Origin of the sequence: Crocosphaera sp. UHCC 0190, assembly GCF_034932065.1 — a bacterium.
Taxonomy (GTDB): Bacteria; Cyanobacteriota; Cyanobacteriia; order Cyanobacteriales; family Microcystaceae; genus UHCC-0190.
Map to the genome: position 1 here is coordinate 124,249 of NZ_JAYGHP010000003.1, position 22,279 is coordinate 146,527.

The following is a 22,279-nucleotide window of genomic DNA, read 5'->3' on the forward strand; positions in this document are numbered from 1 at the left end:
GCGATGAAATTATCTTCACTAAAATTCTTAAGTTTAGGGTTAATTTTCGTACAAATTGCTATTGTTTCACCCAGAATATTAGCCCAAACTTCATCCCCTAACTCGGCAGAAATTCAAGCAAAAAATGCCCGTCAATGGCGAAAAATGACTGAAGATGAAAAGTCTCAAGCGTTGAATTTTAATCAAGATTTAAACCCTAAAGTAACCAAATAAGCAACCCCAGAAATTAAAATAATTGTCGCCCCAGAAGTAACATTTGCATAGTAAGATATTCCTAATCCTAGAGTAGTGAAAACCATTCCTAAAACACTTGCTAACAACATAATTTGTTTGATATCCCTAAGAAATTGTCCGGCGATCGCAGCAGGGATAGTTAATAAAGCAATCACTAAAATTAATCCAACAACCTGCATCACCATCACCACTGTTAAGGCGATAGCTCCTACCAGTAACAAATATAAACTATCCACAGGAACATTACGAGTCAAGGCAAAAACTGGATCAAAAGAGATGGCTAATAATTCCTTATAAAATAAAACCACAATGACTATAATAATGATATCTAAAACAAAAATAATCTTTAAATTTTCAGGAGAAACCGTTAAAATACTGCCAAATAAATAACTCATTAAATCAGCTTTATAACCAGGAGTTAAATCAATTAAAATAATCCCAATGGCCATCCCAACTGCCCACATAACCCCAATAATACTATCTGCTCTTTGTTGAGTTTTACGGACAACTAAACCCATACCCACAGCAGAAATTAAAGCAAAAATAATCGCCCCAATAATCGGATTAATCTGAAAAAAATAACCTAAACCAATCCCCCCATAAGCAGCGTGGGCAATACCACCACTAATAAAAACAATGCGATTAACAACTACAAAAGTGCCAATAATACCGCAAGCAATACTGACTAATACCCCGGCCAAAAGGGCATTTCTCATAAAATCAAATTGTAGTAATTCAAAGATTTTTTCCAGCATTAATTAACTATAAACTATAAACTATTCATCCTGATGTAAGGGACAAGTATGTTGAGAAAGTACCCGATGAGGAACACCATGAGCAATGAGATCTACAGGACATTGATAGGTTTTTTCAATTGCTTCTGTACTGAGGGGAGGATCACCATGAAAAAAGAGACGATGGTTAAGACATCCTACGGTTTTAACATAGGCAGAAATTGCCCCAATATCATGAGAAATCATCAAAATGGTAATCCATTCATTGAGTTCTTTTAATAACTCATAAATACTGGTTTGTCTTTGGGGGTCAACACTGGCCGTCGGTTCATCTAATAATAATATACGGGGTTCTGATGCTAAGGCACGAGCAATATAAACCCGTTGACGCTGGCCCCCGGAAAGCTCTCCAATGGGGCGATCGCGTAATTTGAGCATTCCTACCTGATCTAAGGTACGATTGACCACATCTTCGTCTTTGGGGGTGTAACGTTGCAATAAACGGCGTTTTCCTAGTCTTCCCATCCGCACCACATCCGCAACCCGCACCGGAAATTCTCGATCCAATTCTAATAATTGAGGAACATAACCGATACAACCTCTCCCTTTGGCAATATTATGACCGAAAATGTTAACAGTTCCTTGATAGGGTTTAATCAGTCCTAATAAGACTTTAAATAGGGTCGTTTTTCCTCCACCATTGGGGCCAATTAATCCTACAAAGTCCCCTTCATATATGGTGAGGTTAATATCTTCTAAAATTGGGGTTTTGTTATATTTTGCCCAAATATGATTGAGTGTGATGGCTTCAGTTTTCATTTAGCAAACCCTAATTAAGAGCTTTTGCAAAGGTTTTAGAAACTTCCAGTAAATTATTAGACCAATCAGGAGCTACGGGACTAATTAATAAGACTTCTCCTCCAATTTCTTTGGCAATTACTTTGGCTGATTGACTACTTAATTCTGGTTGAGCAAAGACAATTTTAATGTTTTCTTTCTTGGCTTCCTTAATTAATTTTCCTAATTCGGCTGCACTGGGTTCTTGTCCCCCAACTTCAATGGGAACTTGGGTTAAATTATATTCTTGGGCAAAGTAACCCCAAGCGGGATGAAAAACAATAAATTTTCGTTGTTTTACGTTGACTAAGTTTTCTTTTATCTTAGCATCTAATTGGTCAATTTCTTGCAGAAAATGATTAAGATTAGTTTCATATTCTGTTTGATTTTTGGGATCGAGTTTAACTAAGGTTTCATAAATATGTTGTGCTTGAATTTTGACTAACCGAGGTGATAACCAAACATGAGGATCAAGGGTCATTTCTGGCTCGTCTTCTGATTTTTCATGGCCATGATTATCATGGTGATCGTGGGGGATCATGCTTAATTTTTCAATCCCTTTTGTCGAATCAACAATTAACAGTTTAGGATTAGTTTGAGTAACTTTATCCAACAAAATTCTCTCAAAAGGAATACCAATACCAATATAAGCTTTTGCCTTACTTAATGCTTGTAATTGTTGGGGTTTTGGTTCATAATTATCCGGTTCAGTCCCTGGTTCAACCATCACATTAATTTTAACGTGATCGCCCCCAATTTTCTTAACAAAATATTCTTGAGGAACCACACTAACAGTAATGTTTAATATCTCCTCATTGGGGACAGTAGCTGTGGTTTCCTTTGGAGGTGTTTGACTGGTAGGGTTATCAGGAGAGCTACACCCCGTTATCAGATTAACCCCTAATAAGAAAGAAAGGACAAGACTGGGTAATTTTTTCATGGCGGTTGCCTCCGTTAATCTTCTGTTGGGGTCAATAATCATCATTATCATTAATTTAAGCAAAAAAGGAACAGATAGGCCTAGGCCTATCTGTTAACAAAGAAAAATTGCGTTAAAACAGCTTAAAATTCCATTTCAGCCGCTTGAACACGCTCGATTTGTTTCTTCTTAATTACTAAGAGGATTTGCGCTAACATAATCCCACCTAAGAAGAGCATTAACCCTTTTATACGGGTAGGACTTTGTAGGACCACTTCCGTATCTTTTTGACCAAAACCGCCCATATTAGGGTTACTGGTTAAAAATTGTCCCGCTTCAACGGTTTCCCCTTCAGAGACAATTAACTCTGGGCCAGCAGGAATGGTTTCTACCACTTCTTGATCATCAGCCGTCGTAATGGTAACACCATAACCACCGCCTTCTTCTTCGCTAATTTGGGTAATAGTTCCCCCTTGAGACGCTTTGAAGGCGTTGTTATTACTCAGTAATCCGGTGGGATAAATTTGACCGCGGCCACGGTTTGCCCCTAAATGAACCGAATACTTACCAAACTTAACATTTTTGTTGGTCGCAGGGTCAGGAGAAAGCACAGGGAAAACAATTTCCTGATATTGATCTCCAGGTAAAGGGCCAACAATCACCACATTCTCTTGATCTTCGCGGTAAGGTTGGAAATAAAGCCCCTCTACTTCTTCCTTCATCTCTTCAGGAATGCGATCAGGAGGCGCAATTTTAAACCCGTCAGGTAACATCAGAACAGCCCCTACATTGAGGCCGCCTTTTGATCCATCCCCTAACACTTGTTGCGCGTCGAGATCGTAGGGAATTTTGACAATTGCTTCAAATACCGTATCAGGCAAAACAGACTGAGGAATTTCTACTTCAGCGGCCTTTTGTGCCAGATGGCAGTTAGCACAAACAATACGTCCTGTTGCTTCTCTGGGGGTTGCTGGGGCTGTTTCTTGGGCCCAGAAAGGATAAGCTGCTGCGGTTTGAGGGAAGGCCAAAGCATTGCCCAGGAAAAGGGCAACAGTAGCAAACGCCAACAGCAGCGATCGCAAGAAACCTTGCTTACTCTTAGACCAAATTGCCGAAAAATCGGATGTTCTCATTGCTCAGTCAAATTATGTAAATCTTAAACAGTAGGATGGACGAGGGAAATTAAGCCCACCAGGGATTTTCGTCGGTGCGGAAGTCGGTTTCTGTCCACTTAGTGAACACAACTTTATCATCCTCAGTTACATCAGCATGGGCCAACTCTAAGGACAAGGGCGCAGGGCCACGAACCACTTTACCTTGGGCATTGTATTGGGAACCGTGACAGGGACAGATAAATTTATCTTCACTGGCATTCCAGGGAACCACACAGCCTAAGTGAGTACAAACTGCGCTGATACCGTAGTTAGCAATGGTGTTGTCCCCTTCAACCACTAGGTAGGTGGGATCACCTTTTAACCCTTGGGCCAAAACGCGATCGCCCACACTATGGCTGGCTAAAAACTTAGTGGCAATGACATCGTTACCGAGGGCATCTTTAGCAGTAACACCACCACCAGCCGCACCACTAGAAGGGGGGATAAAATACTTCACCACGGGATACAAGGCACCGGCGGCGACCCCTGTAATTGTCCCAAAGGTGAGTAAGTTCATGAATTGACGACGGCCCATATCAGGGACATCTGATGAACCAGATACTTGTGTCATAACGATTTATGGATGGATCTAGGTTAGTTTGCAGATTGAGAAATCAATCAAGAGCAATAATTTTGTACGGCTTTAAAAGAATATGATGACAACCGCGTTTTGGACAAGGACAGGGCCAAAAGCGACAGTCTAGATGATGTTCTTTTTAGCACGAGCTTATGAGTCCACCTTAAATTATTGCAGAAATCCGTTAACAATATATAAGGACTTTGCTCATTTTGTTGATCTGACTTTTGGTAGAAGTCTTTAACAGGAAACCACTAACCAGGAAAAGCCTTGATCTTTTGGCTTTTTTAGGAAGAACGCTGGGCTATTAATTTTTGCATGGTTTCTCTAAATTCGGCAATTTGTTCGGGTTGGGGTTCCGTTTGTTGCCAGCTTTCCCGTTGACTGAGATGTTCTATCCAAGTGCTTAATTTTGGGTATGGAGTCAGAGAAACGCCGATCATAGGCAGAAAACCCACCATCGTACCGGCCACAATATCCCCTAATGTGAGGGTCTTTCCTACTATGTAGGGCTGATCGCCTATAGATTTCTCAAAAAAGCTCAAAACCGTAGCAACTTTTTCCTGCGCTTTGGTTTGGGATGATTCATCTAGGGTCGTAAATCCCATACTTTGACGAAGTAAAGGGGTTGTGGCAGGTAATAACTCGTTTAAGGTGATTAAGTTAATCATTTTTACTGTCCCTAATCCTTGGGGATCATTGGGAACCAGGGAAGGGGTGGGATATTTGGCTTCGAGGTAGTCTAAAATTGCCAAGGATTCAAAAAGGCTAAAATCTTCGTCTACTAAGACAGGGATGTGATGGAAGGGGTTTAAGGCTAAAAATTCTGGTGTTAATTGATCGCCGTTGAGTTTCATGGGGACTGACTCAAAATCAAGCCCTTTTTCCAGCAAAGCAATCCAGACACGGCGAGAATTAAAAGAAATGGGTAAATGATAAAGTTTCAGCATGGTTTTGTTATTTGGACTCATTCTTGTTACTCCGTACCTAAACACCATTACAACAAATTGTGATTGACTATTGATAACCTAATTGTCTGTCAACTAATTTCTTTCTCGTTTCCTGTTCCCTGTTGCAAAGGGAGTTGACACTGCGATAACACCCCATTTAAGGGTCATGAAGTATGGTATCGTTGATATTGCCGTAATGCGCGTCAATGATTAATACAAGAAAAAACGCCACAGTCTGCTTTCTGGCAGTCAGTGGACGTTAAATCAATGCTTGAGTTAGGGGAATTTTCATGGGGTTATCTCCCAACCTCCCTTACTAATAGAGACGAAGGAGGGATAACCTAGACAAACCTGAGCAAGCAACAGTCTCCCACGGGTGAACCGCGTGAGTACCAAGACAAAATCAATGATTTTCAGGAGAACAATGGTGAAACGATTCATTCTGATGGCGATCGCTGCTATCTTTTTCTTCTTACAATTTCCCATCAATAATGCCAACGCTTTAGAGTTGACTGAGAAAACTCGGACAATTACGTTAAACGAAGCAGGTAAAAGTGTTACCCTTAGTTCCCAACAGGTGTTTAATGGTGAAAAAATTTTTAATGCCAGTTGCACCAAATGTCACTTACAAGGGAAAACAAAAACTAATAATAATGTTAGTTTGGGATTGTCAGATTTAGGTAAAGCTGAGCCTCCCCGTAACAATTTATTAGCCTTGATTGATTACATGAAATACCCCACCAGTTATGATGGGGAAGATGACTACACTGAATTACACCCCAATGTTAGTCGTCCTGATATCTTTCCTGAGTTGAGAAACCTCACAGAAGATGATGTTTATGATGTTTCTGCTTATATGCTCATCGCACCCAAATTAGATGAAAGATGGGGCGGGACAATTTACTTCTAATTCTTGGAATAGAGGCAATTTGAGTTCACTTTCAAAATAATCTCTCTAGGTAGTCTGGGGGGATTTTTTTTACTTTAAAAATAATTTGGCCATGAAAAAACTGGCAATGGATTTAGCATCAATTAATTCTCCGGCTAAAATGGCTTGTTCAAACTCCTCAAAACTCATTAAAATAACTTCTATATCTTCATCTTCATCCTGTTGTGGAGGATGTTCTAATTTTTCTAAATCTTGCGCTAAAAAACTATAAATATATTCATCAGAATAGCCAGGTGCTAGGGGAAATTTGCCTAAATAATTCCAGGTTTTTGCTCGATATCCTGTTTCTTCTTCTATCTCCCGTTGAATGGTAAGAGACGCATCTTCATTCGGTTCCAGGGTTCCCGCCGGAAACTCCAAAATTCGTCCTTCAATGGCAAAACGATATTGTTTAACTAATACCAGTTTACCATCTTCTGTAATGGGAACTGCTAAGGCCCCCCCAGGATGACGAATACATTCCCAGTCTCCCTCAACCCCATTCGGTAAACGCAAAGTGTGGACATCAAAATTAAATTTTCTACCTCGATAAAAGAGACGTTGTTGTAAATAGTTTGGAGATTCTTTTTCAAAAGACATAAATCTAATTTAGGGGTTAGGTTGATAAAAATTAACTCCTTCACAGTTTACATCTTTCAGGTGTTCTTTGAGCCTTTTTTTTGTGATAGGATGTATCCAAGTTGGGGCAATTTCAACCAGAGGAACTAATACAAATGCTCGGACTAACATCTGAGGATGGGGAATTTGTAGGGTGGGAGTAGTCAACCGTAAATCACCATACAATAATATATCTAAATCAAGAGTTCTCGGCCCCCATTTTTCTCGACGAATACGCCCGAATTTTTTCTCTATCTTGAGTAGGTTTTGCAACAATTTTTCTGGGTTTAACTCAGTTTCCAGGATAGCACAAGCATTCAAATAGTCGGGCTGTGGTGGCCCAATTGGGGCGGTTTTATACCAATGAGAATGAGAGAGTAAGGTGAGGGCAAAATCTTGGGATAAAAGGGTAATTGTTTGTTCTAATATGCTTAACGAATCTCCTAAATTACTACCTAAAGCAATGGCACATTTTGTCATAATTATTAGTTTTAAAATTGTGTTTCTTGTAGGGATAATTCATGAATTATCCCTACTATAATGATTAATTGTCCACCCGTTTCATTCTGTGAAAACATAATTTTTCCCAACCATCCTCAAGTAAAGTATAAAGGACAGGCACCACAATTAAACTTAAGAGAGATGAGGTTATTAACCCCCCAATAATAGCAACGGCCATAGGTTGTCTTAATTCTGCCCCGGCCCCTAATCCAATGGCAATGGGTAACATCCCTAAAATGGTTGAAGCAGTCGTCATAATAATGGGACGCAAACGTACCTCTCCCGTTTCTAAAATTGCTTGACGGCGACTCATTCCTTTTTCCCGTAATTGATTGGTATAATCCATTAAAAGAATGGCATTTTTATCCAATAAACCTAACAGAAAAATCAAGCCAATTAACGAGATCATGCCAAAATCACTTTGAGTAATTAATAAGGCAAACATTGCCCCCACAAGACATAAGGGTAATGATAATAATACCACAAAAGATTCTAAGAAACGGCCAAAGGTGACATATAAAATCACCATCATACAAAGAATTGCCAAAGATAAAGCTATACCAAATTCCTTAAAAATATTGCGAACTTGTGCTGATGCCCCTTGAATATCAAAAGTAACATCTTTAGGTAAAATATCTTCAGTGATTGCTATCACTTTATTTGTAATATCTCCTAACCCAGTTTCTTCCGATAAATTGGCTGTGACATAGATCACTCTTTGCCGTTGAAAATGTTCAACAATGGAATAATTTCCATCTCCAGAAGTCTTAATATCAACTAATCCTGGCAAAGTTTCCAGACGAGTTTTTAAGAGATTTGCTGTTTTTTCTAAACTCTCTAAATTGTCACTCAATAAAGCAACTTTTAAGGGACTATCATCCCCCGTTTCAATGAATAAAATATCCTCAACACTAATACTACCTCCCTTTAATTTAGGTAGCTTTTCTCGCAACTCATCCTGTATTTTACTGGTAGTTAATGTGCGCTCTCCTTTCAATTGAATATAAATCCTACCCTTAAGGGGATTTCCATGATATCCTGCCACCAGGTAAGCAGATTCCACATTAGGATCTTCTAAAGCAATAGTTTCTAATTTTTCCCCAACTCGTCGAGTTTTTCGCAACAAAAAACGTTCAGGAGATTGAGTCAAATCACTAAATAAAGAAGTGCTTGAATCTTCAGTTTCTGGGGCTTCATTGGCAGTTCGTAAACGATTTGGTACTTTCGGAGTAGGTAAGGTATAAATAATATTAAATTCCCCCCGATCCAGTTTAGGAACAAAGCCTTTAGGAATAAAAGGAATTAACCCTACCCCCACAATAAAACTCACCAAAGCAATACCAATAACTAGCTTACGATGACTTAAAGACCAATCTAAAAGACGACGATAGGGACGGGCTAAAAAGAAGGTTTTTTTCGGTTGATCGGCCTTTCTTTTACTGCCTTTTATCCAATAAATTGCTAAAACAGGAGATAAAGTCCGGGCCACTAATAAAGAAATCAGTACCGCAGCAGCTACCGTAACCCCAAAGGGTTTAAAAAAGTGTCCTAAATTGCCTCCAATAAAGGCAATAGGAATAAAAACAGCAGCCAAGGTAAAGGTTGAAGCCATCACCGTTAGGCCAACTTCATCGGTTCCTTTAATCGCTGCTTCACGGGGTGTCATTCCCTCATCAATATGACGGCTAATATTTTCTACATCTACAATCGCATCATCAACAATAATGCCAATAACTAAGGCTAACCCCAACAGAGTAATAGTTTCTAGATTAAATCCGGCGATCGCCATCACAATAAATGTCCCTAACAATGACATGGGAATGGCGAGGGCGGTGATCAAAGTGGCTTGAACATTGCCTAAAAAGGGAAAAATCACTAAAACAGCGAGAACAATGGCCCCAAGTAAGGCTTCTATGGTGGCGTGACTCGCTTCTTCAATATAATTCGCTTGAGTTTCCGCCAGAATTAACTGAACATCCGGCAAACTTTGCCGTAAATTGGCGATCGCCTTTTCTGCCTCCGCCACAATATCCAAAGTATTAGCATCAGCCTGTTTGACGATTTGTATGGCTAAAACATCTGCTTGGTTAAACCGGGCCAAAGTAGGGGGGTTAGTGTTGGGCATATTCCCCTGACTGCTATCTCGAAATAACCCATCCCCTAATAAGTCAACCCGTCTTACCCCTGGTAATGCTTTTAAGGGGGGAATAATTTTTTCTTCGGCAATTTCAGCTAAAATCTCAAAGGGTTGGGTTTGGCTAAGAATGGCATAAGTAACAGCCACAGATTCGTTGATGTTAAAGGGAGTCACTTCAACCTTAATCTCAGGGGGTAAAGTCGTTTGTTTTAAGGACTTTTGCACCACCTGGGTAGATTGATCAACGTTTAAACCTGCGTCAAAGGCAACAGTAATGATGCTTTGGCCCGGATAGGTTGAGGAGAATAATTCCGCATTAGGCAGCGATCGCAGGGAATTTTCTAAGGGTTTGGTAACTTGTTGTTCCGTTGCTAAGGTAGTGTCAAAGGGCGAACTGGCCTGGACAATAACCACAGGGAAAGTAATTTCGGGGAAAAGGGCATATTTGAGGGAACTAAAGGCCAATAGTCCCGCCACCGCCACTGCGATCGCCACAAAGATCGTTACTCGTGAGTATTTTATGGCTAAACGAGAAATATTAAGGTGTTCTCGCCAAGATTGTTTCATAAAGATTTGTAGATTTACCCGTATATATATCGTTTATAGCAAGGGTGTCTCAGAACAGCTATTAAAAAAGTCTTTCAGCTTGCTATTGAGGATGAGGGATAGCAAGGGATCACTCATCCGATTTTGTCTTCTCTTAATTTTCAAAGAGAAGGTTATCTAAAATTTTGTCAAAACAGGTTTCTCCGTAGGCTCTTAAGGTTCGAGTAGCGGCAGCATCCCCACTCCGATGCTTAGTTAAGAGGGCAGAAAACGCCTGGGTTGAGTATTTTTTCTTGAGTGAGTTGACGGTACAAGTGCATCCCTGTTGTGCTTCCGACTTGCTTAGTCCGGCTTTTTGGGCTTCGGGAACACAATTGCGATCATAAAAGTCTTTAAAGGGATCGGCGGCCATGCTTGCCTGTTGGGCCAAGGTAACTGTACCAAGTCCCATCAAAACAACAGCTAGGGTTGTTAGGGCTTTATGCGTCTTCTTCATGCTATATTCAGGGCGTGGGGAACAGAACAAAATCAGTTTATTATCGGCACGCCTCATCTCCAGTTTTAGTCTATCTTTACTTTTTGTCCAGTGAAGATGATGATTATGGCAGTTGTTCTAACTGCACAGCTTGGTTTGACAGGCAAGATCCCCTTAAACCTTCTTAAGATAAATTTGAGATTTGTTGTAATTTTCGGGCTTTCTTCTTAGACAAATCTTTGCTATAATTGGAAAGCTGTGTAAATGGCGGCATAGCCAAGTGGTAAGGCAGAGGTCTGCAAAACCTTCACCCCCAGTTCAAATCTGGGTGCCGCCTTGATTTTTTTGGTGTACAGTTGGCTGTAATGGTCTATTTGCTGTTGGTGGGGTTAACTTTTTAGTTGGCTTCTGGGGTGTTACAGCAGTTAAGGGAAGTTGAACCCAATTTTGCTAAAGATACAAGTCAACAGCGTTTAATGTTAGTTTTTGACATTTGCAAGGGAATACTTAACTTCTGATTGCCCAAGGACGTTTTTTGAGTTCTGCAAAGGTTTCTACATCTTCACTTAATTCCGCTTTAAAAACAGTGCCATCTAACGCCCAACCAGGCATTTCTGGCAAGATAGGCAACCATTGTTTTTCTTCATCATCTAAAAGACCATTTAGATAAACAAAAATCTGACTGTTATCTTCAGAAATTTTTAAAACTTGGCCACGAACAATATAAGTTGATTTTGTTCTTTCCTGTTTCCATTCTTCTAGTCCTGTGGGTGTTCCAGTTCTAGAAATTTCTATTTACGTTTACATATAGTATTTGGAGGACACTGACTTATTGGTTTATGTGTTGTATTCGGAGTAACTCCATTAAAAACATAAAATAGGTTGCCTAAAGGAACAGTCGGAACTGAAATTTTAATAATTGGTGTTGTTACTGATGACCAACTTTCATCATCATAATTCAATTTGGCTACCCAAGTATTTCCTAAAAAGCCACTATCTTTAGTATTCTCAATTTTTGCTCTAGATAATACTGCTCTTGCAATAGTAGGAAAACGTACTGAATTATTATTGATAGTCCCAGAAACAATACAAACATCTTGAGCAGCATCAATTCCTACTGCACCTTCTGGTAACTGCCAGACTTCGTGAATTTGACAACTATCGGTTAATAATTTGCGAGCTTCCGATAAACCATGAGTCGTATTTGTTAAAAAAGATTGCGGTAAGATAAAAGCAAATTGAGAACCATTTTCTAACCAACTTAACGCTTTTCTGATAAAAGTTGCAGCCCGTTGAGTATTGCCATCTTCTGCGAAAGGTGGATTAGCAATAATAATACGAGGTTTAATACCAAGATTTTATTTATTTAACTGTTCATAATCTTGATGAGTGTAATGATTAGGAAAAGGAAATGATATATTTTTTTCTAAAGATTCTTGAGCTAAAAGATAACGTAATTTTGTGACTAAATCTGCATATTTATCTAGATCATTACCAGCGATATGATTCGCTAAATATTGTGTTCTTGCTTTAATTTCTTCAGGAATATCACTCATTCTGGCAAGTCGAGAAGTTGCTGCTAATAAAAGACTACCTGAACCTGCTGCGGGATCAAAAATTACTCGTTCTTCTGGTCGTATTCTTTCAAGAGGTAACAACTCTAGCATTTTTTCTGCTATTGCTACTGGAGTATAATGTCTTTGTAAATCACTCCAATCTTTCCCTCCCAAATTATTAGGTAATTCTTTAATTGCCCGTTCGTAAAGTAAACCAACATCTCGATGATCTACCAACGTTTCTCAACTACAATTAGTTAGTAATCTAGAGAGATTACTAACTAATTGTACAATGTCTATAAAAAAACCTTGAAACAAGTAACATTTAACACCAACCATCAACCCAAAGAGCGGGAAACTTAAACCTTGCGCCACAATTCGGACATTCCGACAACAAGGTTAACTCATGCTGTAAACAAAACTGAGTCGTCTTCAACTGCCATTCAATCTTATGACAAGCCACTTCCCCATAACAAGCATCACTATAAATTTTATTGTTTAACATAAAAATCAAATTTCTTGCCATAGTCTAGCATCAACAAATAGAGATAAATGCTTTGTATTCGTCGTTACAATGACCACCGAATAACCCTTTAAAGCTTCATATCTTGCTTGTGCAGCGAGGATAACATCACCATCTAAAGAGTGATTATCCGCAGTTGGTTTACCCTGATTTCTTGCATTAGCCCAAAATTGAGCAGCTAATAAGATAACTTCCGTATTTAATGGTAAATATGTAATAATTTGCTTTAATTCATCTAATCTCTTTAAACCTTGAGATTTATTAGCTCTTAATAACTCCCTTCTAATTTCATAATCAACAATTTCTGGTAAAATAAAATGCTCTCCTTTATTGAGCAATCTTTTAAACCATTGCTGACAATTTTTAGCCTCAGAAGAAGAAGCTTTAGGGTTACTAATAATTCCGACAATTCCCGTATCTAATAAAATTATTCTTTCTGCCATTAGTTCAAGATAAAACCTCTTGTAAATAGGCTAAAGTTTCGGTTTGTTCTTGTTCACTTCCTTTATTTTCCCATTTATTTAATAACTCAAGAATTGCTTTATTCTCTTGGATTTGATCGCCTTTTTTTTTCTCTAGTGAATTTAACTTAATATCACTGCTATTATTAGCAATTGCTTGTCGAAACGTTTGAATCAGACGCAATAAATTTTCCTGTTGTTCTGTAGGAATTAAATTGATCTCTTGGATAATTTTGTCAAAAATTACTGTTTCTTTCTGAGGAGATTGATTAATCATATTCGCTTGTCATCATAAATTCCTAACTTACATTTTAACACTTAATCTGTTAATGTTATTAGGGAACATATATAAAAAAACAAACCAAACCAAGCCCGCATAATTACTCGCGGGCTTTTTACTATGGGAGGTTGGGAACAAGACGGAAAAAGGTTACACTCCTAATTAGGCTGTGGGTGGGATGGTGGGAATGATTAACTATTGCTTATAGCCAATTAATTCTCGCTTAGCACCAATTAAGTAAAAAGTTTGCATTGAATTATCACTAAACCCATAATCATGCTTATCGCAAACCATTTCTGTCTCCCCGTTATAGAAAGTATATCTATCTTGAAGAACACATAATTTAATAGCTTCAACCCCTTCCGATAACAAATGGGGGCGTTCAACGGTTTGATCCCGATCAACTTCTACATAAGTGTACCAATTATCAGGATAGGTCATACATTCCCCTGGTTGAACAAACCACCATCCTTGTGTCACCCAAACCTCATTCTTATTCACATAAGCCCCAGAAACCCGAACAATTTCATTACGATAATTACAAAGTTCTGCCCCTTGGGCCATCTGAGGGGAAAAAGCCAACTCTCCCACTCCAGCGGTAACTGTTACCAACGAAAACAATAATAGGGAATTCTTCATCACATTTCCTCCTCAACACTAACACTATAATGAGCCTTTCCGTAAGCAAATTTTAGCAAGAAAAAACGGGAAACTTACCTTTCTTTACTTTTTATTATGTTTAAAATAGGCTTCCATCACTTGACGAACCATGGGGCCGGCAACGGAACCCCCACCACCACCAGTATGTTCTCCAAAAGCCACGACGACAATTTCCGGGTTATCAAAGGGGGCATACCCACCAAACCAAGTGTGAGTCTCTCCTGGAGGGGCTTCAGCCGTGCCACTTTTGCCAGCTACAGGGGGTAAGTCAGGGGAATTAAGGGCTTTTCCCGTTCCCTCAGCTACCACCGCCCTGAGTCCTTGTCGTAGGGTTTGTAGAGTGGTAGGCTTAAGATTCATCGACGTGCGCCACTTTTCTACGTCTTTGGGGTCTTCAAAGAAATGGGGTTTCACCCGATAGCCCCCATTAGCAGGAACAGCAAACATCACCGCCACTTGTAGGGGGCTTGCCTGAGTAAACCCTTGCCCAATGGACATATTAACGGTATCACCGTCCGTCCATTCCCAATTGTAATTTTTGCGTTTCCAAGCATCATCGGCAATTAAACCTGGTGACTCCTCATCTAACTCAATGCCTGTTGTTTTGCCAAACCCATAGAGACGGGCATATTTAATTAAGGTTGGGCCACCCACTCCCCGGCCAATTTGCCCATGAAAGGTATTACTACTCCAGGCCATAGCCCGCACATAACCCATAGGGCCAAACCCGGCCCGGTTCCATTCTCCAAAGGCAGTCCCCCCCACATTCAAATAGGCAAAGGTATTTAAGATGGTATTGGGGGGATATTTGCCCGACTCCATGCCAGCAGTAGCTGTTACAACCTTAAAGGTAGAAGCAGGAGGAAAGCCTCGTAAAGCACGATTAACGAAGGGGTTGCCTTTGCTTTGTAATTTTTGCCAGATTTTTGGGGTAATTTGGGTAGAGAAAACATTAGGGTCAAAGGTGGGGTTACTGACCATAGCTAACACTCCCCCAGTTTTGGGGTTGATGGCAACAATGGCCCCAATTTTGTCCCCTAGGGCTGCTTCAGCCGCTTTTTGGGCATCTAAGTCTAGGGTAAGGGTGACATCTTTCCCCGGTTGACCGACTTTTTGGCCTAAGACTTTCATGACTTTTCCGGCCCCATCAACTTCGAGTTGAATACCGCCCCATTCTCCTCTTAATTGCTGTTCATAGGCCGCTTCTACCCCCATTTTACCGACGATATCCCCTAAACGATAGCCTTCAGCACGGCGTTTTTCCAGTTGTTCGGCGTTGAGTTCTCCGGTATAGCCTAAAACATGGGCCCCCATCTGTTTGTTAGGATAGTCTCTGACGGTTTCAATATCGACTTCTAAGCCGTTTAATTCGGTTTTAAATTCTTCTAGGGCCGTAATTTGGGCCGGGTTTAAACTGCGGGCAATTCTAATTAGGGTTGAGGCGTTATATCCTGCTTGTTTGATTTTACTTTCAATACTGTCTTCGGGGATGGAGAGGAGTTGGGAGAGATATTTGCGGTTTTGGGGCCAGTCTGGTTGGTTGACGACAATGGGCCAAAGATAAGCGGCATGGGTGAGACGGGTTGAAGCTAAAACGCGCCCTTTGCGGTCAAAAATGTTACCTCGGACGGGGGGTTTGGGGACGATACGAATACGGTTGTTTTCCGCTTTTTCTCGATATTGTTGCCCCTGTAGGATTTGTAAGAAGGCCAGGCGGGCCCCAATAGCTCCCAAGAGGATGAAACTAACCAATAACATGATAAATATGGGTTGACGTTTCTGCCCGATGGTGCGATTGGTTTTTTGCTGTCGGGTGTCGTAAGACCCATAACTATCGGTGGTGATAGAATTTTGCCATTTAGACTGAGAACGTTGGGTTAGCCGCATATCGTCTGTTAAATGAGAATCAAGGTACTAGGATAACTTTTTTGTGACTGTCTTCGCTTTATTTTATAAATAGGGTCTGATAGCAATTGAAAATTTATATTTTGTTATATTTTTGGCTAAGAAACTGTCATGAATTATATTAATACAATCCACTAAAAACTGCTATTAAGCGATCACCTACTCCATTAATCATTTTTATTTATCTAAAAGTAAATTATTTATCAAATATTTCAATGATCTGTATTCCTTCACATAACTTAATTTTGATCCCATTTTTCCTGAATTTGCCCAAATTCCCCCCCAAATAAACTTTTGGTTATTTTCAGAATCTGCTATACTAATGTTAGTTGGTGGGCGTGTGTCTAAAAATCCCGTAACTTACCTCAAACCCTATATATCTCGTTACTTGTTCCTCTACTCCCTTTCTTCCCTTCTAAAAATTTGGCCTTTAATCCCAGTTTTTTTGTTAGTACATAAATACTGATGTGAAGTTGTTTTAAACTGAGCTTGACAAATCAGGTAGGATTAGGTAGAAGAATGAAGAAACTTTTTGCCGTTGTTGTGGCTACGGTTCCCGAATATTACCAGTATAAGCAGAAACATCCTGAACATGACCAGGATCAACTGACTTGGTTCCGTGAACAGCAGGAAAAAGGGATTTTGCTTTGCTGTGGCCCCTTTTTCCCCCATGATGGTACAGGACTTTGGATCATCCAAGCGGAAAGTGCGGAGATGGCCCAAACTATTGTGAATAGCAGTCCTCGCGTCCGAGATGGGATGTTAGCGGATTCAGCCAGAGTGGTTGAGTGGGAAGTTCATATCGGAGGGGAGAGACTTATCTAATACCAATTCTCCAAAATCCGACTACAGATGGGTATGGTGTAGGGGTAAACGGCCGTTTACCCCTACAAAGATGTGTAACTTACATTTAGGAAATTGGTATAAGGTTTTTTAGGCACCAAGACTTATAAGGGTTTAGTGGCTACGATAGTGCGATGACGATGATCGCTGGGGACAGTGGTTTGATAGTTAAAGCCTAACTCAATGAGGGACTGTTCTACATTGAAGGTATAGTAATCATCACTCCAGGGTTCTGTGCTTTTCATCAACATAAATAGGGCAGGTGGTAGATTTTGAATTACCGTTGACCCTGGATTATTATCGACGATGCCGAAAACACCCCCAGGACGCAAAATACGCTTTACTTCTTTAAAGATAGCTTTACTGGCATGACGGGGCAACTCATGGAGTACAAATTGCAGGGTGATGACATCAAAAGAATTATCGGCAAACTCGGTTTTTTCCGCCAAACCATGTATCCATTGAGCAATTTCTGCTTTTTCGTCCGTTACTTTGGCAACTGCTAACATATAAGGGGATAAATCTAGTCCTATGGTCTGTATAGGCTGATTATCTTGTCTTTTTAGATAGTAACGATGGAGTTCTTTGGTAGAAATGCCCACAGAACAACCCACATCAAGTATGTTCCGAACAATGGGAGGACTATAAGGGTCTAATATTTGATGAAAACTCCCTCTTAAACGGGACTGGGCCACGTACCAAGGCAAATTTTCCCCTTTCCAGACGCGAATGCCTAAAGACTGGGTAGCGGGAACTGCTTCAAATGCGGCCTGCCAACATAAGTTTCCTTCATCATAAGCATGAAAGGGAACGAGGTAATAGTCGGGATAATTGACGTTAGGGTTGGTGATTTGTGGGAGTAACGCTTTTGCGGGAGATTTTTCTAAGGTTTGACAGCTTTCTTGCCAAGCAATGCCATTTTTCTCCGCTGTATTGATGATAACTTGCCTGGCTTGGTGTTTCATCAAGCGATAGACAGGTTTGGTTTGAATCATCAAATTGACAAAGCGCGAAAGGAGATCATCGCCCGCCCAGTCTGGTTTAAGCTTATCGGACATGATGAGAAAGGGGTTAAAAAGTTGAGGATATTGTTTAATATATCACTCCTTGGTAATACAGTTAAGTCTAGTTGACCTCTGATTTCATCATGACCCACCAGAGAGCGAGTTGTTCGATAGAGGCAATCACCAGTTCTGAATCAAGTTCTAAGGGGTTAGAAGTGCCATAATGGGCCAAATACCAAGCATATCGAGTTTCGGGACTGGGAAGAAATTTATCGTCACCACAAAGGGGCTTAATCGGGATAACAATCTGATTAACGATTACATTTGAACAAGCACGAGAAGCTAAGGTTAAAGGCATGGCAATTCACGCTGATCATCTACAATACTAAGTTGAGTCTTCCCAGTTTAAGACGCAAAAGTAAACCCTGAAGTGACTTGAACCAGAAAACTTTATGTTAGCTAAAGATGTCTAAAGAAAATATAAAAATTACTTGTATGAATTCTCTTCTCTCCTATTTACCTGAAAATACCCAGAAAGGGTTAAAATTTGTCGATAGTCGTTGGCAAGCTTTACGGCATAATTCTCTAGAGATACCGACTGTAATTATTCAAAATTCTGAACTTTTAAAGGAGTTTGATACTGATATCATTATGGCCGGAGGAACTCTCGGTATTTTAATCGCTACTACTTTACAAAATCAAGGATGGCGAGTTACTTTAATGGAAAAAGGTATCCTAAAGGGAAGAGAGCAGGAATGGAATATTTCTCGTCAAGAATTAGAGGTGCTTGTAGATCTAAATTTGTTATCAACAGCAGAATTAGAACAGGCGATCACAACAGAATATAATCCTGCTAGAATTAGTTTTCATCAAGGATATGAACTCTGGGTTAAGGATGTGCTAAATATTGGCATTGATCCGGTTTTTTTATTGGAAACCCTCAAACATAAATTTTTAAACGCAGGGGGAACATTATTAGAAAAAACCCTCTTTAATTCAGCCAGTATTCATCCTGATGGGGTGAGGGTTCAAGCAGGAGAAATCAGCATAAAAACTCGACTACTTATTGATGGGATGGGACACTTTTCTCCCATTGTTCAACAAGCAAGACAAGGACAGAAACCTGATGGGGTTTGTTTAGTTGTTGGTAGCTGTGCCAAGGGATATACAAATAATGAAACAGGGGATTTAATTGCTTCCTTTACTCCCATTTTCAATCAATGTCAATATTTTTGGGAAGCCTTTCCTGCTAAGGACGGAAGGACAACTTATTTGTTTACTTATGTTGATGCTCATCCTGATCGTTTTAGCTTAGAATTCTGGATGGAAGAATATTTAAGACTGTTACCAGAATACCAGAATATTGAATTAGATCAGTTACAATTTGAGCGATTTTTATTCGGTTTTTTCCCTGCTTATCAGGATAGTCCTTTAAAAATGCCTTGGGATAGAATTTTACCCATTGGTGATAGTGCAGGGGGACAATCTCCTGTTAGTTTTGGTGGATTTGGGTCCATGATTCGTCATTTAAAACGGTTAACTTCTGGGATAGATGAGGCGTTAAAGGTTGATAGTTTAGATAAACAATCTTTATCATTATTACAACCCTATCAACCGAATATTTCTGTAAATTGGTTATTTCAAAAGACCATGAGTGTGGGAATCAATCAAAAGGTTTCTCCCAATCAAATTAATGACTTAATGAGTGGGGTATTTCAAGTTATGGATAAACTAGGAGATGATGTATTAAAACCATTTTTACAAGATGTAATCCAGTTTCCTGCTTTAATGAAAACCTTACCTTTAGTAAACCCTAAGTTAGTCTTTCCTATTCTTCCCCAAGTGGGAATTAAACCGTTATTAAACTGGAGTATACATTATCTAAATTTAGCTTTATATAGTGGGTTATACCCGTTAGGAAAATTAGCTCAACCCATCAGCAAAAACCTTTCACCTATTCAACAATATTATTATCATCGTTGGTTAGATGCTTGGCAATATGGTGCGGGGCAAGATTATCATTAATCTTTCAGTACAATTATTCGTGAGTTTAGAGAGCTTAAAGGAAAAGATTTATGAAAATTTTAGATTATCCACCATTTATGTATTGTATTTTGGTAGGTGAACAATTCAAAAAATTAAATATGATTTCACAATAATGACAAAAAAATAAACTAATAAAAACAAAATACTGACGATAAAAATCTTACTAAATATGCAATCTTTTTTACAAGCGACTAACCTGCCAGATCATCAAATAAACTTAGCAAAAGCTGCTTTAATTTACGCGAAATATGAATATCTACAGTTAGATATTGACGAATATCTTAATGGGTTAGATACCATCACAGGGAAAATAAAAGAACGTTTACCAGAAACTCTATATCCGCTTCAAGTGATTAAAACAATTAATCAATATTTATTTGAAGAGTTAGGATTTCAAGGCAATGACAAAGATTATTATGACCCCCGTAACAGTTATCTGAATGAAGTCATTAAGAGACGCACCGGAATTCCTATTACTTTAGCGGTGGTTTATTTGGAAATTGCTAAAAGGCTAAATTTCCCCATGGTAGGAATTGGACTGCCAGGACATTTTATCATTCGTCCTGACTTTGAAGATGTAGGGATTTTTGTGGATGTTTTTAATCAAGGGGAGATTCTATTTGAGGAAGACTGTGAATTAAGAATGCAAAATATCTATCAACAACCAATTAAACTAGAACCCCATTTTTTAACCCCTGTTAGTAATCAACAGATATTAGGAAGAATGTTGACAAATTTAAAATATATATACTTAAATAGTCAGGAATATCCGAAAATGCTGAGAATCATTGAATTGTTACTGCTACTCTTTCCTAACCATCCGATAGAAATCCGTGATCGTGGTTTATTATATTATCAACTTCGACAATGGGAAAAAGCAACCTCTGACTTAGAATTATATTTATCCATTTTACCCACCGCACAAGATGAGGAAACTATCCGTCAACTTTTACAAAAAATGCGCTAAACTGATTAATACTTCCCCTAATTTAGAACCATTTTTAAAAGCTGTGTTTATAAGCATTGTCATTCCAACTTACAACCGCAAACCAATTTTAGAAAAATGTCTTCGTGCCTTAGAAAAACAGCAGTTAACTGATGCTAAAATTAGTGATTATGAAGTGGTTTTGGTGGATGATGGTTCCACAGATGGGACTTTAGAATGGTTGGCTAAACATCACGATGAGTTTCCTCATGTTTGTCCTTTTGCTCAAAATCATCTTGGCCCCGCAGCCGCTAGAAATTTAGGCGTAGAAAAGGCAAAAGGTGATATAATAATTTTCATAGACAGCGATCTTGTTGTAACTGAAAAGTTTTTGCAATCCCATGCTGATGCTTTGGCTAGTGGTGAGGAGGAATTAGGTCATGATCGCCTTTTTACTTATGGCTGGGTAATTAATACTTGTAATTTTGAAAATCCCACTTCGGAATCCTACAAAATTACTGATTTTTCTGCTGCTTACTTTGCGACGGGGAATGTAGCGATCGCTCGCAAATGGTTAGAGAAAGTTGGTTTATTTGATACAGGGTTTCAACTGTATGGATGGGAAGATTTAGAATTAGGGGTAAGATTAAAACAACTCGGACTAAAGTTAATTAAATGTCCCGAAGCAGTAGGCTATCATTGGCATCCTCCTTTTAATTTAGCACAAATTCCTAACTTAATTGATAGAGAGATTCAGCGAGGAAGAATGGGGGTGTTATTTTATCAAAAACATCCTACCTTTGAAGTGCGTCTGATGATTCAGATGACATTATTACATCGTATTTTGTGGGGAGTTTTATCATTAGGTGGCACATTAAATGAGCGTACCCTTGCTCCTATTTTACAATGGTTAATCGATCAAGGAAAGCCCCAATTAGCCCTAGAAATTGCCAGAATTTTTCTAAATTGGTATAACGTAAAAGGGGTTTATGCTGCTTATGATGAATTTGTTAAGGGATAAGATATTCTTGCAGAATATATATAATAACAAAACAAAACTCTGAATATTTTCCTTCTAAATCAAGTTTATTAAACCCCTCAATTAACAATTGAATTTCTCTTTAAACCCCCGAAAAGATTTCATCGTTAAACCTTTAACTTTCATAGCGCAACCAGGCAAAAACAAAGAGACTGAAAAAGTCTAAACCGAGGGACGCACCCTAGAGCAAGTCCCCTGAGAATAGGTTGATTCTATCAAGTCCCCGTAATTTTACTAATATTTCTTAACAACAGTGAAAAGATTTCTAACAAATCCGTTAAACTGTGGCCCAATTTAGGGATCATAGAGATATTGCTGAGAGTAATGTCAGGATTTGTTGAAAGAAAATGACCCAACTGGCGATCGCGTGTTAATAAAGACAGCGATTCTGGGAATATTGAAAATAACCGAACCCAAAACTTTTGGA

25 protein-coding genes and 1 tRNA gene are annotated in these 22,279 nt (G+C 39.2%); 7 read left to right on the forward strand and 19 right to left on the reverse strand.

Annotated elements, in window-relative coordinates; genetic code table 11:
- Window positions 1-3 precede the first annotated feature (3 nt).
- Window positions 4-213: a hypothetical protein gene (locus tag VB715_RS06035; protein ID WP_323300299.1), complete on the forward strand. Its 210-nt coding sequence runs from the start codon at window positions 4-6 to the stop codon at window positions 211-213.
- Here VB715_RS06035 and VB715_RS06040 read toward each other — a convergent pair.
- The 6 genes from VB715_RS06040 to VB715_RS06065 all read right to left on the reverse strand — a co-directional run bounded on the left by VB715_RS06040 (window position 183) and on the right by VB715_RS06065 (window position 5,426).
- A complete protein-coding gene (locus VB715_RS06040) occupies window positions 183-977 on the reverse strand; it encodes a metal ABC transporter permease (protein ID WP_323300574.1) in 795 nt (264 codons plus the stop codon). The genes VB715_RS06035 and VB715_RS06040 overlap by 31 nt on opposite strands.
- A 33-nt stretch (window positions 978-1,010) precedes the next feature.
- Entirely contained in the window at window positions 1,011-1,787 is a 777-nt protein-coding gene (locus VB715_RS06045; protein WP_323300300.1) for a metal ABC transporter ATP-binding protein, read from the reverse strand.
- Between the two features lie 10 nt (window positions 1,788-1,797).
- Window positions 1,798-2,745: a metal ABC transporter solute-binding protein, Zn/Mn family gene (locus VB715_RS06050; RefSeq protein WP_323300301.1), complete on the reverse strand. Its 948-nt coding sequence runs from the start codon at window positions 2,743-2,745 to the stop codon at window positions 1,798-1,800.
- A 122-nt stretch (window positions 2,746-2,867) separates the two neighbouring features.
- Window positions 2,868-3,857 carry a cytochrome f gene (petA, locus tag VB715_RS06055; protein ID WP_323300302.1) on the reverse strand — a complete coding sequence of 330 codons (990 nt, stop codon included), beginning with the start codon at window positions 3,855-3,857 and terminating at the stop codon, window positions 2,868-2,870.
- A gap of 49 nt (window positions 3,858-3,906) precedes the next feature.
- Complete coding sequence (gene petC, locus VB715_RS06060; protein WP_323300303.1) at window positions 3,907-4,449, reverse strand: cytochrome b6-f complex iron-sulfur subunit; 543 nt, start codon at window positions 4,447-4,449, stop codon at window positions 3,907-3,909.
- 293 nt (window positions 4,450-4,742) lie between these two features.
- Complete coding sequence (locus VB715_RS06065) at window positions 4,743-5,426, reverse strand: glutathione S-transferase family protein (RefSeq protein ID WP_323300304.1); 684 nt, start codon at window positions 5,424-5,426, stop codon at window positions 4,743-4,745.
- Between the two features lie 406 nt (window positions 5,427-5,832).
- Between VB715_RS06065 and psbV the strand changes: the two genes are divergently transcribed.
- On the forward strand, window positions 5,833-6,315 hold the full coding sequence (psbV, locus tag VB715_RS06070; protein ID WP_323300575.1) for a photosystem II cytochrome c-550: 483 nt from the start codon (window positions 5,833-5,835) through the stop codon (window positions 6,313-6,315).
- Window positions 6,316-6,384: 69 nt separating this feature from the next.
- On the opposite strand, the gene VB715_RS06075 is transcribed toward psbV, so the two are convergent.
- From VB715_RS06075 to VB715_RS06090, 4 genes are all read right to left on the reverse strand, one after another.
- Entirely contained in the window at window positions 6,385-6,933 is a 549-nt protein-coding gene (locus tag VB715_RS06075) for an NUDIX hydrolase (RefSeq protein WP_323300305.1), read from the reverse strand.
- 9 nt (window positions 6,934-6,942) lie between these two features.
- On the reverse strand, window positions 6,943-7,431 hold the full coding sequence (folK, locus tag VB715_RS06080; protein WP_323300306.1) for a 2-amino-4-hydroxy-6-hydroxymethyldihydropteridine diphosphokinase: 489 nt from the start codon (window positions 7,429-7,431) through the stop codon (window positions 6,943-6,945).
- A 64-nt stretch (window positions 7,432-7,495) separates the two neighbouring features.
- Complete coding sequence (locus VB715_RS06085) at window positions 7,496-10,156, reverse strand: efflux RND transporter permease subunit (protein WP_323300307.1); 2,661 nt, start codon at window positions 10,154-10,156, stop codon at window positions 7,496-7,498.
- A gap of 133 nt (window positions 10,157-10,289) precedes the next feature.
- A complete protein-coding gene (locus VB715_RS06090; RefSeq protein WP_323300308.1) occupies window positions 10,290-10,631 on the reverse strand; it encodes a hypothetical protein in 342 nt (113 codons plus the stop codon).
- 245 nt (window positions 10,632-10,876) lie between these two features.
- On the opposite strand from VB715_RS06090, the gene VB715_RS06095 reads away from it, so the two are divergent.
- A tRNA-Cys gene (locus VB715_RS06095) sits at window positions 10,877-10,947 on the forward strand.
- Window positions 10,948-11,401: 454 nt separating this feature from the next.
- Here VB715_RS06095 and VB715_RS21955 read toward each other — a convergent pair.
- From VB715_RS21955 to mrdA, 7 genes are all read right to left on the reverse strand, one after another.
- The gene (locus tag VB715_RS21955) at window positions 11,402-11,959 is read right to left on the reverse strand and encodes an Eco57I restriction-modification methylase domain-containing protein (RefSeq protein WP_416336912.1); all 558 of its coding nucleotides are present in this window, start codon (window positions 11,957-11,959) and stop codon (window positions 11,402-11,404) included.
- A 9-nt stretch (window positions 11,960-11,968) separates the two neighbouring features.
- Entirely contained in the window at window positions 11,969-12,403 is a 435-nt protein-coding gene (locus VB715_RS06100; RefSeq protein WP_323300309.1) for an N-6 DNA methylase, read from the reverse strand.
- An 88-nt stretch (window positions 12,404-12,491) separates the two neighbouring features.
- Window positions 12,492-12,671 carry a hypothetical protein gene (locus VB715_RS06105; protein ID WP_323300310.1) on the reverse strand — a complete coding sequence of 60 codons (180 nt, stop codon included), beginning with the start codon at window positions 12,669-12,671 and terminating at the stop codon, window positions 12,492-12,494.
- 5 nt (window positions 12,672-12,676) lie between these two features.
- Window positions 12,677-13,132, reverse strand: a complete 456-nt coding sequence (locus tag VB715_RS06110; RefSeq protein WP_323300311.1) for a PIN domain-containing protein — start codon at window positions 13,130-13,132, stop codon at window positions 12,677-12,679.
- 4 nt (window positions 13,133-13,136) lie between these two features.
- Complete coding sequence (locus VB715_RS06115) at window positions 13,137-13,427, reverse strand: hypothetical protein (protein ID WP_323300312.1); 291 nt, start codon at window positions 13,425-13,427, stop codon at window positions 13,137-13,139.
- Between the two features lie 198 nt (window positions 13,428-13,625).
- Complete coding sequence (locus VB715_RS06120; protein WP_323300313.1) at window positions 13,626-14,069, reverse strand: DUF1036 domain-containing protein; 444 nt, start codon at window positions 14,067-14,069, stop codon at window positions 13,626-13,628.
- Window positions 14,070-14,153: 84 nt separating this feature from the next.
- Window positions 14,154-15,977: a penicillin-binding protein 2 gene (gene mrdA / locus VB715_RS06125; RefSeq protein WP_323300314.1), complete on the reverse strand. Its 1,824-nt coding sequence runs from the start codon at window positions 15,975-15,977 to the stop codon at window positions 14,154-14,156.
- A gap of 537 nt (window positions 15,978-16,514) precedes the next feature.
- Between mrdA and VB715_RS06130 the strand changes: the two genes are divergently transcribed.
- The gene (locus VB715_RS06130; RefSeq protein ID WP_323300315.1) at window positions 16,515-16,820 is read left to right on the forward strand and encodes a YciI family protein; all 306 of its coding nucleotides are present in this window, start codon (window positions 16,515-16,517) and stop codon (window positions 16,818-16,820) included.
- A 122-nt stretch (window positions 16,821-16,942) separates the two neighbouring features.
- Here the strand turns inward: VB715_RS06130 and VB715_RS06135 are convergent, their stop codons facing one another.
- Complete coding sequence (locus tag VB715_RS06135) at window positions 16,943-17,896, reverse strand: class I SAM-dependent methyltransferase (protein WP_323300316.1); 954 nt, start codon at window positions 17,894-17,896, stop codon at window positions 16,943-16,945.
- A 67-nt stretch (window positions 17,897-17,963) separates the two neighbouring features.
- The gene (locus tag VB715_RS06140) at window positions 17,964-18,200 is read right to left on the reverse strand and encodes a hypothetical protein (protein ID WP_323300317.1); all 237 of its coding nucleotides are present in this window, start codon (window positions 18,198-18,200) and stop codon (window positions 17,964-17,966) included.
- A 137-nt stretch (window positions 18,201-18,337) separates the two neighbouring features.
- On the opposite strand from VB715_RS06140, the gene VB715_RS06145 reads away from it, so the two are divergent.
- The 3 genes from VB715_RS06145 to VB715_RS06155 all read left to right on the forward strand — a co-directional run bounded on the left by VB715_RS06145 (window position 18,338) and on the right by VB715_RS06155 (window position 21,834).
- Window positions 18,338-19,867 (forward strand): FAD-binding oxidoreductase, encoded by a 1,530-nt coding sequence (locus tag VB715_RS06145; RefSeq protein ID WP_323300318.1) that lies wholly within the window; start codon window positions 18,338-18,340, stop codon window positions 19,865-19,867.
- A 190-nt stretch (window positions 19,868-20,057) separates the two neighbouring features.
- The gene (locus tag VB715_RS06150) at window positions 20,058-20,855 is read left to right on the forward strand and encodes a transglutaminase-like domain-containing protein (protein WP_323300319.1); all 798 of its coding nucleotides are present in this window, start codon (window positions 20,058-20,060) and stop codon (window positions 20,853-20,855) included.
- Between the two features lie 43 nt (window positions 20,856-20,898).
- Window positions 20,899-21,834 (forward strand): glycosyltransferase family 2 protein, encoded by a 936-nt coding sequence (locus VB715_RS06155; RefSeq protein WP_323300320.1) that lies wholly within the window; start codon window positions 20,899-20,901, stop codon window positions 21,832-21,834.
- The last annotated feature ends 445 nt before the right edge of the window (window positions 21,835-22,279 follow it).